Consider the following 14478-nt stretch of genomic DNA (forward strand, 5'->3'; position numbering starts at 1 on the left):
TTCAGTATCGAACGACTTCGACAATCTTAACAATCACCTGTGTATTTTCCTGTTGAATAACTGGTAATTCGTGGCTTCAGTTTGAACAGGCCATCTCATTCAGAACGTCTGAATCAGCAAATTTCTCCCTTAACATATTCAACACTCGCGCTTGAATCTCGCCGTCGATCCAGGCTTCCACCGGTAATGCCCATATCCTGTCTTTTACAAATTTCTGACATTGAATCGCTTCTTCTTCCAACATAATAATTACTTCTGCATCAAAAGCTGAAAAATCCTGTTCCACAAAGCGGTGATCATCGGTGACAGATTGCATTTTGCCCTTGAGGCCATTTTGCTGTAATTGGTTGGCTAACCATTGTGTATTTCCGTATGTAGCAAAAGCCTGTACTGATTTGTCCTTTAGATCTGAGACTGGATGTCGAACATTGGGACTGGATAAATTGTAGACCATGTTACCAACAAGCTTCATATGATAAGTTGGTGCCCAATCGCTGGTATCGAAACGCAATTTTCGTGGACTGTTGATTACTACAGCATCAACACTGTGTAAACGTTTTAAACCGGCGCGTAACGGGCCGGCGGGTAACATTAATCCATTTCCAAAGCTGGTTTCATTAAAATCGGCAACGGCAATTTCAAAATCACGCTCCAGGCGCGGGTATTGCAATCCAAAGGTGCAGATGATGATGTTACAGTCAGGGTGTGCTTGCAGCAGTGCCTTAGCAACATCGGCGGGATTATTGCCGGCCCAGACAGGGCAGGTATGTTCTAAACGTTTTCCCAGCAGCAGTGCCTTGCTGCGTACCCTGGCATGCTCACTCAGTTTTGCTATGGCCTCAGGTTGGCCGGGCCGATCAGGGTCTCCCTGAGTGACGATACCGGGTGACAAGCCCCGTCCCTGCAACATTTCGACAAGCCATAACACCAGCGGTGTCTTACCGCCATCGTCAATTGTAATACTGTCGACAACAATCACCGGGACAGGAAGCTTTACCAAAGGAAAAAAATCCAGCCAATAACATAACCTGCGTATTTTAAAAAATAAATTTAATAACAGGCTCAGTGGCCAAAGTAATAGATGCAATGGTGTAACACGATGCCAGTACAAATCTGACAGTTTCATGACAACCCTCCGTAAGCTATAATACTTACAATTACTTAGAAAAATTTTATAATATTTTTCTGGTGTTAAATGTGAAAATTCTCACACGGATTTTGTGAATAATGCAAGCTGCTTTTATTTGGTTATATATTCGATAGGTGAAAATTACAATCTTAACCAAACCATTAGACACATCAAACTGATCAAACGTTTTAATTAGTTTGGAAAAATTATATAAGTACTTAGGGCGCTGAGCTTGAATAGTTAATCGACCGAGCTTCGGGTATGAGATCCAATTGGGTTTTCAGCATAGCATGTGCTGAAAATTAATCATCCAGCGTAAATACTGATAACGACGTGATTCAGTTTTGATTATTTTTGAAAAAATTGATCAATCCATTGGTGGAGACGTCATGCGTTGAAACCGGTCCACTCTGCTCAAGTTCGGGAAGAATTTTGTTGCTGAGTTGTTTTCCCAATTCAACGCCCCATTGATCAAATGGATTGATGTTCCAGATGACGCTTTGAACAAAAACTTTATGTTCATACATTGCAATCAATGTACCCAGGGTTCTGGGAGTCAGCTTCTTATACAAAATGGAGGTTGTCGGACGATTCCCGGGAAAAGTTTTATGCGGTAGCAGTTTTTCAATATACTCTGATGACAGCCCTTCAGATTCTAGATCATTCCGTACTTCATCTTCATTCTTGCCCCGCATCAGTGCTTCAGTCTGGGCGAAAAAATTTGCAAGTAGTAACAGATGATGGTTGCCGATTGGGTGCTGGCTCTGGCAGGGCGCAAGAAAATCAGCGGAAATATTCTGCGTTCCCTGGTGCAATAACTGATAAAAGGCATGCTGACCGTTTGTTCCGGGTTCTCCCCAGATTACAGTACCTGTTTGGTAGTCAACTTCCTGGCCGTCCCGGGAAATCCGTTTACCATTACTTTCCATTTCCAATTGTTGCAGATAAGCGGGAAAACGGTGCAGGTACTGGTCATAAGGCAGCACAGCATGTGACCGGATGCCATTGAAGTTTATATGCCAGACGGCAAGCAGCGCCAGTATGACTGGTATGTTTTTTTCTAGCGGAGCCGTTGAGAAATGTTGATCCATAGCATCAGCACCCGCGAGCAGCGCTTCAAAATGATCCATGCCGACCATTAATGCAATTGACAATCCAATTGAAGACCATAGTGAATAACGTCCGCCAACCCAATCCCAGAATTTAAACATATTGTCAGCGTCGACGCCGAATGTCTTTACCGCTTCAAGGTTGGTGGAAACGGCGATAAAATGCTTTGACACGGCATCTTTATTGCCACTTTTTGCAACAAACCAATCACGCGCGGAATGCGCATTGGCCATGGTTTCCTGGGTAGTAAAAGTTTTTGAGGCAATGATAAACAGCGTCGTGGCAGGATTGAGCTGATGCAATGTTTCATAAAGCTGGACGCCATCGACGTTTGAAACAAAATGGGCCTTGAGCCTTTCTGAGCAATAAGGCTGGAGTGCTTTGGTGACCATAAGTGGACCGAGATCTGATCCACCGATACCTATGTTGACGATGTCGGTAATGGATCTGCCGGAGTAACCCAGATATTCACCATTTCGTACAGCGGATGAAAAACGCATCATTTTCTGCAGTTCATGCTTTACTCTGAGCGTGACATCTTCACCATCAAGTATTACGGGTTTTTTGCTGCGTAAAGCAGTGTGAAGAACTGCCCGGTTCTCGGTATGGTTAATTTTTTCACCAAGAAACATTCGGTTAATCCATGTTTCCAGATTTTGCTGGCGGGCAAGCGTCAGTAGTAGATCGACGGTCTGTTGCGTGACCGGCTGTTTCGAAAAATCGACCAGTATATCTTCGAAACATAAAGAGAATTTGCTGAAACGTTGTATATCCAGCTTGAACAGATCGCGCACAGAATGTTGCTTGCTGGCGGATTGGTGCGCTTTGAGATCAAGCCATGCTTGTGATTCGGTCAGTAAAGACATGATCGGGTATTAGTTGTGTTGACGGGAAACAACATTTTAATGTTTGCACACTAGTGCGGATATACTTCGAGTGTGACGGTTAATTCCTGCATCTGGATCGGCCATTCAAGTTGTAACGTCACTGCCTGCATAATTTTTTCAAATCCGTGTTCCGATTGGGAAACTGTGAAATGTGGTTGCGCACTGAATTCAGCAGGTACAGAAGTACTTAATAGGATACGGCCACCAAGCGTGTCATCGTCCAAAGTGATCCTGCGCAATTTTGTCAACTTCAGCAGTTGGCCGAAGCTGCCCATATCGGTGTCGTTATAAACAAAGCGCCCGCCCACGCCATCGCAACTGGGCATGGCCAAATTGATTTCGGTGCGAAAAAGACTGCCGGACTTCTCAGTAAAACTATATCGAACACTTAAATGGTTATCTGTTAAAGATAACATTTTTTCAATAGACTGCTGGCTGTTTTCAGTTTGAAAATAAATAGCGTTCAAATCTGAAGCGGTATATTGATAGCTAATAAATGTGCCGTCGATGCTGTCCAGAAACAAATGACGCTGATGTGAGTCGGGCTCAAGGTCCGCAGCATGAATAATATGTTTATTTAGTACCCGATCGTGTGCAGAGCTGATACCGTTTTCCAATTTGTGCGAATTTTGATGCGCATCTTGACCATCCAGCTGCACGTTCCGATAGTAATGCTCAGTCTGACGTTGAAGGGTATCGCCAAAATTATGATTAAGCTGATAGGCGTCTAACTCTACAATACTGGCATGACAGTCACGCTTCATAATAATCTGGTGAATATTGTTTTGTAAAAAGATTTCATCCAGGCCGTCAAGGTCGAAGTCTTTTATCTGAACGGTTTCGCGGGGCTTGCAGTGATCAAGCATGGCCTCAAGTTCGATTAAATTTTTGTAAATAGCGCGGCGCAGGTGCGGTAGATACAGTCCACCGAATAAACCATGCCAGTAGGCATCATTGGCCTGTGTGGCGTACAGTTTTTGTTGCATAAGTGGTGTACGTTGGTTTTCCGGTAATTCGGCCAGACGTGCCGAAAGGCTCAGCATGCGCTTATGCATCCAGTTTGATTCTGGATAGCGAGACAGAAAATTCTTCCATATGCCTCCGCGCAGGTAGGCCTTTTTTTGTTCGTGCCAGCCAGCTGCTTTGGATTCTTTGATCAGATCTTCAAATGACTGTGCTGAGTGAGCGGGTAGTGTCCAGGTGTTCATTTCAACATATGAAGTCGTGGGCAGATAAACAACCCCCTGAGTATTTGCGGTCGCATGATAATCACGATAGTGACGTACCCTGATTTTTGGGGATGCCAGAACGCCCTGAATAAACTGTTCGAGCCATCCTTTTTCGTAAACCCATTGGTAGGTTTCCGGCCATATACCGAACTTTTCGATATCATCAAAATAAATTGCAGCATGAGGTATGTTGTCGCTGCTGTTCAAGTGCCGGTCAGCCAGTGACTCGAGATACCCGATTGCATCGCTGGCAGGAGAAAAGGGTAATTTATACCGTAATGTTTCGGAAATGGGAAAAATATCCAGCTTGTGGGCATCTTCTTCCGTTGTGTAAAAACCATTCAGCTGTTCGGCAGGTATACCTGTGCAAAGAAAATGGTAATCGTCCACAATAACGTAACGAATACCGCAGACAGCCAGCGCCGGCACTACAGTAGATTCCCAGACACGCTCGGTCAACCAGGCGCCTTGAGGTCGCTGACCCAGCATTGCAGAAAGCTTGCTTGAGAAAGTCTCGATCTGCCCGATACGATCGCGGTATGGAATTACAGCCAGAACGGGCTCAGTGTCACCTGCACCGAACAATTCAACCTGCCCGCGCTCAACCATTGCTTTAAGTAAAGCCATGTCGTTTGGATAGTGTTCGAACAGGTACTCAAGTAGCCATCCGGAAAAATGCACTGCAAAATGAAAATCAGGATAACGGTAAAGTGTTTCCAGGAAAGGCCTGTAACAACGAAAGTGAGCGTCCTCAAGCACTTCAGGAAAATTGCCAATCGGTTGGTGTGCGTGCACGCCAAAGAGTAACGATACCTGCCGCTGCATAAGAATATCCCCGTTTGAATTGATATAACAATACGCCTAAACAGTATAATCGACTATACGTTACATGTGAAAAATCGATGGTCGATTAAAGTGTCAACAAAATAGTATTTACTGCCGATGCGCCATCTACTATGTTGACCGCCGCATCGTGCCGCCTTCCATAGCGTGCTCGTCACCTTTACTGATCGGCTCGCGTAATACCGGTGGTACCGGTTGCTTCAGTAGGCGGTAGAGATTAGCCAGGTTATCCCTGAATAATTGATCAAACCGGGCAACAGTATTTGCCTGATTATAATCACCAAACCACCAGAACCAGTCAGAACTTTCGCATGATGCGAGTTGGAGATTTGCCTCGCTTTTTTCCTGTGCGGTCAGCTTGTCGCTATGTATGACAGTGTCATAATTTTCTTTTGCGGCGCAAAGCAGATCCCAGGCACGATTTTTTTCTGGATCGCCTATCCAGGTTGAGAATGTACCGTATACCCAGCTCCCTGCCGACAGCGCAGGCAACGTCACGAACTGCTCGGCATGACTGGCCGAGTTGATGTAATCCCGAAATGTGGTTGTGTTGATGCTGGTATGACTTTTCAGCAGACTGTACAGATCGTCGAGAAAATAATAAGCATTGTATGGATAAAATTCCCAGGCATTCTCACCATCAAGTATGATGCTGACAACCGGATTTTCATCCGGTTGTGCATGAAGTGCGATCTGCTCGAGAGACTGAATAAAATGGTGGGCGGCGTCACGGCCGAACCACTTGGAATATTCAAATCCAATTAAATCGGACAGCTGGTCGTCCCGAAAAAAGCAGAACAGGCCTTCACTGCCATGGATGCGGTAAGGGCGGTACAGATAACGGTTACGGTCGGGTAAAATCGAATCTGGGTAAGAACGGCGCAAGCTGTTCGCTAACACCCCCTCACCGCTTGCACACCAGTGACAACCGGATTTTTCCAGCATTTGAATCAGCGAATGCGAGACTGCGCCTTCGGCTGGCCATATCCCGACAGGCTGGATATCAAATCGCTGTTGATGGCTTTTCATGGCGGATGCCAAATGAAAGGCTGCGCGGTCGCGGCCGCCTGGATATTGTTTTTTAGCCGGCAATGCGATTTCGGGCAGGCTGTCTCGTGCCGAGCTAAAGTCAATTAATAGTGGCGCGAGTGGATGGTAACGTGGCGTTGTGGATAATTCTATCTGTCCATTTTCGGCCAGTTTGCGGTAACGGTGTATCAGTGTTCGGATCAATTCCCCGATCAGGTTAAACAGTTGTGTTCTGTCAGAATAATCATAGTTATCACACTTCTGCATCAGTTGCTGGATTATTTTGTGACTTCGTCTGACGCTTTCGCCTGTCCATGCCAGGTGGTACCAGACCAGCAGATTGGAAAAATAACGCCCGGAAAACTGGATCAATCCATCTGCATTTGATTTGTGCAGGGTGTCATACAAATCATGCAGTCGCTTGTAAGCCGGATACGGTTTGAGCATGGTATCGTGATTGCTTTTAAAGCAGGTGCTTAAAATGTATTCGCGTTCGTTGTCGGAGATCTTGTCCAGATCAGGCGTAATCAGCAGGCGAAGCAGGGGGTCTCGGAGCTGGCCTGTAGAAAATTGTGTCTGGTAATCCTCGATTTGATCCAGCAGTATCGGTACGAAATTTACCACTGCCCTGATTTCTGGATGGTTTTCCAAGTGGTATGCCATATCAGTATAATCCTTGATGGCGTGCAGATAGACCCAGGGCATCTGAAATTCACGGGTGTCATAATGACGGTAATCTGGCTGATGCATGTGCCACAGCAGGATAAGGTCAATCTGTTGCATGAAAAGTGAATACTATTCCAGATAATGTATTCTTTGACCGAGCATTTCAGGTGTGATCAATGTAATGCCTTTGTCGGTTACGTGAAATTTTTTACTGTCCGCAATTGCATCGAAACCGACTTCGAGACCCTCCGGAATTTTGCAGTTTTTTTCAACTACGACCCGCTTCAACCGTGCATTGCGCCCGATATCGACATTGGGCAGAATTACTGCGTCCTCGACACTGCTGAAGCTGCGTACCTGCACATTGGAAAACAGCAATGATCGACGTACCGTACCTCCGCTGATGATGCAACCGCCGGATACCATAGAATCGAATGCCTGACCGCGACGTTTATCATCGTCGAAAACAAATTTTGCCGGTGGCAATTGTTCCTGATAGGTCCAGATCGGCCAGTTTTTATCGTACAGATCCAGATCCGGTGTGACAGTTGTCAAATCTATGTTGGCTTCCCAGTAAGCGTCGACCGTGCCGACATCTCGCCAGTAAGGTATGCCTGCCGCCATGTTGACGCAACTGTCCATAAAACGGTGCGCATAGACGCGATTTCGCGGAACTAGATAAGGAATCAAATCTTTACCGAAATCGTGCGCGGAATTTTCATCATGATGATCGCGGATTAATTGATCGAATAGAAAGTCCGTATTGAATACATAAATACCCATGCTGACAAGCGCCTTATCGGGATGTCCCGGCATGGCTGGCGGATCATCCGGTTTTTCAATAAAATCAACGACGCGCCAGTTGTCATCTACTGCTATAATGCCGAACGCACTTGCTTCTTCCAGCGGTACTTCAACGCAGGCAACTGTCAGTTCTGCATTTTTTTCGACATGTTCGGCAAGCAGTTTGCGGTAATTCATTTTATAAACATGATCGCCGCCCAGAATAAGCACATAATCAGCATGATGACGACGCAGATAATCGAGATTCTGGAACACAGCGTCAGCGGTTCCCTGGTACCACGTTTCTTTGATCTGTTGCTGTGCCGGTAACAATTCAACATACTCATTAAAACGCCCGTCAAGAAAACTCCAGCCACGTTGTATGTGCCGTATCAGGCTCTGGGCTTTATACTGAGTTACAACGCAGATCTGACGTACACCTGAGTTGACGCAGTTTGATAACGGAAAATCGATGATGCGAAACTTGCCCCCGAAGGGCACTGCCGGTTTAGCGCGCCAGTCAGTTAATTGTTTCAGCCTTGTACCGCGGCCTCCTGCCAGAATAAGCGCGATAATGTTGCGGGTTATTGAGTTTCGTGCTGTACCTGAATTGAAGTGCTGTTTCATTTGGAATTTTCGCTTCAATAGATTAAAAATCTGTCTCCTTTGCAGGAGCCTGTATGTCCAGTCAGGGTGTTTTTTGACAGCAGCGCGCACCTTTCGGGTTAATCGAAAAAAACCGGCCTGGAATGTTTGCAACAGTTTTTACAATTAAATTACTCGCATATTTTACTGTTGTTACCGTACTACGAAATCCATAATTAGGCAAATAAAGACACGTTATAATTTATGCATGATATTGCATACTTTAAAACATTCAGAAAAACATTTATCCGTTCATCCACTTCTGGCCGCACTGGTGGCCGGTCGGTTACACGATCCTTTCTCGTATTTGGGTGTTCACAGAACAACAGAATCATTTAAAGTACGCGTGTTTCGACCGGATGTCAGATCTGTCTGGATTAGAACAGTACAGGGGTTTGAAGCGATGCAGCGTATTCATGATGCGGGCGTATTTGAGTGGCAGGGAACAGTACAGCCGTCTACGCCGGTGTTACTCAAATTAGAGGTCATGTATCAGGCCCCTGATGTATTGCGTGTATACGAAGCATATGATCCTTATTCGTTTCCATTGCAGATTACCGACCATGATCTGTATTTGTTTAATGAGGGCAAGTTGTATCAGGCCTATCGAACACTGGGCGTGCAGCGTGTCAACAATAGCGGTGTCGATGGGTTGCGTTTTTCAGTCTGGGCGCCCAATGCCGAACGTGTCAGTGTCGTTGGCGATTTCAACCGTTGGGATGGGCGCGCTCATTCAATGGCAGCACATCATTCCAGCGGTGTATGGGAATTGTTCATTCCTGAGCTGCCAGCAGGTTCATTCTATAAATTCGAAATCCGTAATCGGCACAATGGTGAAATCCAGCTCAAAGCTGACCCTTACGCAACGCGCTACGAGCTGCGTCCGGGGACGGCTGCGTTAACGCCAGTCGCAAATGGTTATTTTCAATGGCATGATGCCAAATGGATGGAAAAGCGTGCGGATAAGAGCTGGCTGCATGCACCGGTGAATATTCTGGAAATACACGCAGGATCATGGAAACGGCATCCGGATGGGCGATTTTACAGTTACCGCGAACTGGCGCAGCATTTGTTGCCTTATGTGCTGGAAATGGGTTTTACCCATATCGAGCTCATGCCGATTTCGGAACATCCATTCGATGAGTCCTGGGGTTATCAAACCACCGGTTATTTTGCCGCGTCCAGCCGGTATGGTTCGCCCGAGGATCTCAAAATGTTTGTCGATAGCTGTCATCAGGCCGATATCGGCGTAATTCTCGACTGGGTGCCGGGACATTTTCCGCAAGATATTTTTGCACTGGCCCGTTTCGACGGGACGGCTCTGTATGAACATGAGGATCCACGTCTGGGCTTTCATCAAGACTGGGGCACCTTTATTTTCAATTATGGTCGCAACGAAGTGAAATCGTTTCTGCTGTCGAGTGCGCATTACTGGCTATCGGAATTTCATTTTGACGGATTGCGTGTCGACGCCGTTGCATCCATGCTTTATCTTGATTATTCGCGTAAGGAAGGTGAATGGGTTCCCAATCGGTACGGTGGTCGCGAAAATCTGGAAGCAGTTGATTTTCTGCGCGAACTCAACATAATGGTGCATGATGAGTTTCCGGGTGCAATGACATTTGCAGAAGAGTCTACCAGCTGGCCTGCGGTGTCACGTCCGGTTTATACAGGTGGCCTGGGGTTCTCTATGAAATGGAATCTGGGTTGGATGCACGATACTCTGTCGTATATGCAACTAGATCCGGTCTATCGGTGTTATCACCATGATCAACTGACTTTCGGTCAGTTATATGCATACACGGAAAATTTTGTATTGCCTTTTTCACATGATGAAGTTGTTCATGGAAAAGGTTCGTTGTTTAACAAAATGCCTGGGGATGACTGGCAAAAATACGCTAATCTGCGTTTGTTGTTTACGTATCAAATGACTTTCCCTGGAAAGAAACTGAATTTCATGGGAAATGATTTTGCGCAGCAGGACGAATGGCAGATAAACCGGGAGTTGAGTTGGAAATTACTGGAGAACAGACCGAATCTTGGCATTCAGGCCGTGTTGCATGACTTGAATCATTTATACAAAAATACACCTGCCCTACACGAACTCGATTTTTCGGCCGATGGTTTTGCCTGGATTGACTGCCACGATGCAGAACATTCGATTATCAGCTATCTGCGTCGGGCAAAAAACGGATGCTTTGTCGTAGTAATTCTGAATTTTACGCCGATGCCGCGTGAAAATTACCGTATTGGTGTTCCTGCTGCGGGTATCTATCAGGAACTGTTCAATAGTGATTCGGTATATTACGGTGGCAGCAACACCGGTAATGCCGGACAGATTTTTGCTGGCAGGGAGCCCTGGATGGGCCTGCCTTGTTCGCTCAGAATAACACTGCCGCCGCTGGCCGGGTTGATATTTTCTCTGCAGGGATAAAATGATAGACCAATGCTCTCATCTGTTGCTTCGAAGTGTTCGTCAGCGGCGGTAAAACTGAAAGCATTCTTTACCACCTCGCCGGTATTTTGCCAGCGGGTAATATGGCAATGGATTACAAGGTATACAACTTTTACCAGGCCGGAAATGACATTGGAATTGTTGCTGGCGCAGTGAAGATGAAAAAAGACTTGTGCAGATGTAAGAGGATGGGTTTCTATATACTCGTAAACACAAACCAGGAATAAAACGTCAACATGGCCACTTTCCAGGTGTCATACGATTGACACGGTATCAGCGCGTACTATTTTATTTTCACTCGCTGCACCCGCATCGGCCAAACCCCTTTCTCCACCGCCTGTCGTCCGTCAAATACAATATAACTCTGCCGTCCGTAATGCGGCAGTGGACGGATGAGCGCTTCAAGAGAGGCTGTATCCTGCGCGGAGACTATAATCATTGGCGAATCGTCCGGTCCTGTCAACGTCCAGATTTGCGCGGTTCCTTTTCCAAGTACTTCCTCGGGTTTTGCAGGCAAGCTACGGGATTCAAGCCAGCCGTCGATTTCATGCCGCAAGCCGATGACCAAAGTCGGGATGTTTGATATGGATTGGTTGGCTGGCAGGAGCTGTGGAGTGCGGCGTTGCAGTTTCTCGGCCAGTGTTGCCGCGGTTTGCTGTGTTTCATCGTCGTCCGATAATATAACAGTGGCCGTGGTTGGGTTGACCATGACTTCGCGCAGAATAGGTGGTGCCTCGCCGGGCGCAAGCAGGCGGAACAGTCGGGTATCCGGATCAAGGATCACGGACTGTGTTTTTTCACTGAGATCAAGCGTAAATGCCTGCTTCGTTTGCTGCAGGTCGAATAGGTGTGTTTGCTCGCCGGTTTCGGTCTGGATGGCGACCGGTACGCGCAGTTGATAAGCCGGTTCTGACTGTTGCAGTGTGATATGCAGGCGATGACCCAAATCGGTCGGTTCTTGCCGGACTTCGGTGATAGTCAGATTCGGAGCACCGGTACGGTTCAGCCATTGATCAAAAAAGAACGATAAGTCCTGGGCTGAGATTATCTCAAATACGCTTTGCAGATTTGACCAGGTTGTGACTTTAAAGCGCTGCATGTTCCATAACCCCTGTATCGAGCGATTAAACAGTTCATCGCCGATCAAGTCGCGCAGCATGAAAAAAAACATCGCAGCCTTGTGATAACCGACAATTTTGGATGCACCGTGCGTGCGCGAGGTGAATGCCGTTAATGGCGCATCCTGACCAGGTTCCAGTGCGGCAAAGTCGCGCAGCCAGCTCTGTCGCATTTCGCGTGCGGCCTCTGTGCTTTCCTGTTCTTTATACGTATAGTCAGCCATGAAGGTCGTCAATCCTTCCGACCAGTTGCCGCTTTTATAATCGGGATACACCCCGTTGCCCCACCAGTTGTGCAGCACTTCGTGGCCGAGAGAGGTGTTTTTGATAAACGGCAGCCGCAGCACGTTAATGCCGAGGTAAGTCAGCGTCGGCATGCCGAATCCGGTTGGCGTCGGGCTGGAAACAATACTGAATTCGGTATAGGGATAAGCGCCAATCCATGATTCGTACAACTCGAAATAGCGTTTGACGGTTGTCAGATAGTCGTCTGCCAGCTGGCTGATCTGTGGATGAAAATAAGTACGCAGCCGAATCGTTGAATCTTGGATGCCGTTATAGTGATCCGATTCAATTTCATAAGGTCCGGCCATTAAATCAATACCGCCGGCAGGATGATCAAATTCGAAGCGCGCGCTGTAGCCGTCGTCTTCATCCTGTTCGTGGGTCAGTTTTCCCGGTACCAGGCCGCGCTGGCCGGCGGGCAGTGATAGCTGCAGGGTATAACGGGCCAGACCATTGGCGACGCGCGGATACCAGTTTGCCGCATCCGGAAGAAATGTTCCTGCTTCCCCGCTGACGGCAATCGGTCTTCCGAGCGTCTGTTCATGATCAATCGCTTCATCAAGCGGGTGCAGCTGTCCGCGCCAGTGAATTTCGATTCGGTGCGGACGAAGAATGGTGTACGGAATTTGCCAGTAATGCAACCGCTCTGAATCGGTTTGTGGTGCGTACGGCATGTCGTCTATGAATGCCTGGGTGACTTCGAATTGTCTGTCGAGCATCAGGGTATGCTCGCGGGTTTTATTGAATGTAATAACGCTTTTACCTTCCAGCATACGGGTTGAAGGGTCGATATTCACTGCAATGTCGTAAACGATAGAGCCTTCATGAGAAATGTCACTGCCGGGTATGGTTGCAGCATTGGCGGTATTGATAAAATATGACAATACAAAAAACGAAAAAAAAGATATCAGGCGAATTGTTTGAATGTTTAACATGATTCCGAAGAATTGTCGCAGCACATGAGGTGCCGGTTAGCAGGTTTGTCAGACAGGTAATTAAGTTGTTTCCGGTATCGAAAATACATCATTAAAGCAAATCAACGGGCTGTCAGCGGCGGAAATTTGGCAATAATTTCTGTTTCGCTATCATCACGTTTGATTTTGAGCGGCAGCCAGGTTCCCGGGGCATGTCGTTTGACAATATTAATCACATCATCGGTCGTTTCAAGCGCCATCCCCGCCATTTCCAGAATAACATCTGCGCTTTGCAGGCCGGAAGCTTCGGCAATACTGCCTTTCTCGACCTGCAGTACCAGAGCGCCACCACGTGCCATCTCAAAGCGGATGCCAAGACGTTGATATTCCGGTTGTTCGGAAGGACCCGAAGCATGCGGCAATACACCAAAGACGGCGTCAGCGACCCCTGCAACAAGCTGTTTGCAGGATTTGTTGATATCCCACGGCAGCAGCGACACGATATCCTCGATACCGAGATCGCGTAATTGGTGCGGTACGCCATATCCATGTACGACATGTCCCGAACCCATTATGCCGACCACCAGCGGTTTCCTGGCGTTGCCGGAATGACTCAAGACCTGGTGCAATGCCTGCGCCATGGCGCGATCCCACAATTGCTGTCCGGCGTAGAAGCGTTTGAAATCCGGGTCGTCGTACCCGATCTGACCGTCTTTTCTGTCTTTACGGTCGTGCTGTTGATAAATCGGCATCAGAAAGTCGAGATACGCCTGGCTCGGTTCCGCCGGACGAGTTAATCCCTCGCGTTGTTCGACTGGGACGCCGTGAAAACCTTTCTCGGAAACCAGTCGACGCAGGCGCTGCTCGATATTCAATGCAATCATCGGAATATGATTCATGCGCGCAAAATGAAATAGCGGCAGATAAAGTGCAGGATCGGTATTCCACACCTTGTCCCATTCGGATGCCGCAAGAAATTCCTGTTCAGTTAATTCACCGGCAATCCATTGGTCGAGTACAGGCTGGATGCGGCGCGGAAACATTTCAAAACCGATGATCATATCAGGGCGCAATGCATGCATCGCCGCAAGCATTTGCAGTTGCCAGCGATGGTGATCTGCATTGACATGGGTTTCGCCAAGAAGTACGACTGAGTTTTTGACCGACTGATCAATGATATCGGCATAAACAGCTGCTCCACTGCCAGGTATTATCCAGCTTCCTAGCGGTACGCAGTCTGTCCGGGCTGGTTTATGAGCGGGTTTGATACCGGTCGCGGACAAGTCTGCAGTGTTGGCCAGCGCGTTTGTGACTGTGCAGGCGAGATATGCCAGCAATCCCAGTGTTGCAAGTCTTTTTGTTAATGTTGTATCACTTTTCATTGT

General features: G+C 47.3%; 8 protein-coding genes. 1 reads left to right on the plus strand and 7 read right to left on the minus strand.

All coding sequences use genetic code 11. The features are described from left to right. Positions 1-76 precede the first annotated feature (76 nt). From lpxK to glgC, 5 genes are all read right to left on the minus strand, one after another. Complete coding sequence (lpxK, locus tag BMY62_RS04590) at positions 77-1126, minus strand: tetraacyldisaccharide 4'-kinase (protein ID WP_090657133.1); 1050 nt, start codon at positions 1124-1126, stop codon at positions 77-79. A 341-nt stretch (positions 1127-1467) separates the two neighbouring features. Next, positions 1468-3105 (minus strand): glucose-6-phosphate isomerase, encoded by a 1638-nt coding sequence (gene pgi / locus BMY62_RS04595; RefSeq protein WP_090657135.1) that lies wholly within the window; start codon positions 3103-3105, stop codon positions 1468-1470. Positions 3106-3155: 50 nt separating this feature from the next. Then, positions 3156-5180 carry an alpha-amylase/4-alpha-glucanotransferase domain-containing protein gene (locus BMY62_RS04600; protein WP_090657137.1) on the minus strand — a complete coding sequence of 675 codons (2025 nt, stop codon included), beginning with the start codon at positions 5178-5180 and terminating at the stop codon, positions 3156-3158. A 129-nt stretch (positions 5181-5309) separates the two neighbouring features. After that, positions 5310-7010 carry a glycoside hydrolase family 57 protein gene (locus BMY62_RS04605; RefSeq protein WP_090657139.1) on the minus strand — a complete coding sequence of 567 codons (1701 nt, stop codon included), beginning with the start codon at positions 7008-7010 and terminating at the stop codon, positions 5310-5312. Between the two features lie 12 nt (positions 7011-7022). Then, positions 7023-8303 carry a glucose-1-phosphate adenylyltransferase gene (gene glgC, locus BMY62_RS04610; RefSeq protein WP_090657141.1) on the minus strand — a complete coding sequence of 427 codons (1281 nt, stop codon included), beginning with the start codon at positions 8301-8303 and terminating at the stop codon, positions 7023-7025. A gap of 226 nt (positions 8304-8529) precedes the next feature. Between glgC and glgB the strand changes: the two genes are divergently transcribed. Then, entirely contained in the window at positions 8530-10755 is a 2226-nt protein-coding gene (gene glgB, locus BMY62_RS04615) for a 1,4-alpha-glucan branching protein GlgB (protein ID WP_090657143.1), read from the plus strand. Between the two features lie 304 nt (positions 10756-11059). On the opposite strand, the gene BMY62_RS04625 is transcribed toward glgB, so the two are convergent. Beyond that, entirely contained in the window at positions 11060-13114 is a 2055-nt protein-coding gene (locus BMY62_RS04625; protein ID WP_090657147.1) for a M1 family metallopeptidase, read from the minus strand. A 101-nt stretch (positions 13115-13215) separates the two neighbouring features. Continuing rightward, complete coding sequence (locus BMY62_RS04630; RefSeq protein WP_090657149.1) at positions 13216-14475, minus strand: ChaN family lipoprotein; 1260 nt, start codon at positions 14473-14475, stop codon at positions 13216-13218. Between the last annotated feature and the right edge of the window lie 3 nt (positions 14476-14478).

Source organism: Nitrosomonas marina, assembly GCF_900111605.1.
Lineage (GTDB): Bacteria > Pseudomonadota > Gammaproteobacteria > Burkholderiales > Nitrosomonadaceae > Nitrosomonas > Nitrosomonas marina_A.

Excerpts from the sequence above, each read along its gene's own strand:
- glgC (WP_090657141.1), bottom strand. The coding sequence starts at position 8,303 with ATGAAACAGCACTTCAATTCAGGTACAGCACGAAACTCAATAACCCGC.
- glgB (WP_090657143.1), top strand. The coding sequence starts at position 8,530 with ATGATATTGCATACTTTAAAACATTCAGAAAAACATTTATCCGTTCAT.
- BMY62_RS04605 (WP_090657139.1), bottom strand. The coding sequence starts at position 7,010 with ATGCAACAGATTGACCTTATCCTGCTGTGGCACATGCATCAGCCAGAT.
- pgi (WP_090657135.1), bottom strand. The coding sequence starts at position 3,105 with ATGTCTTTACTGACCGAATCACAAGCATGGCTTGATCTCAAAGCGCAC.
- BMY62_RS04600 (WP_090657137.1), bottom strand. The coding sequence starts at position 5,180 with ATGCAGCGGCAGGTATCGTTACTCTTTGGCGTGCACGCACACCAACCG.
- lpxK (WP_090657133.1), bottom strand. The coding sequence starts at position 1,126 with ATGAAACTGTCAGATTTGTACTGGCATCGTGTTACACCATTGCATCTA.
- BMY62_RS04630 (WP_090657149.1), bottom strand. The coding sequence starts at position 14,475 with ATGAAAAGTGATACAACATTAACAAAAAGACTTGCAACACTGGGATTG.
- BMY62_RS04625 (WP_090657147.1), bottom strand. The coding sequence starts at position 13,114 with ATGTTAAACATTCAAACAATTCGCCTGATATCTTTTTTTTCGTTTTTT.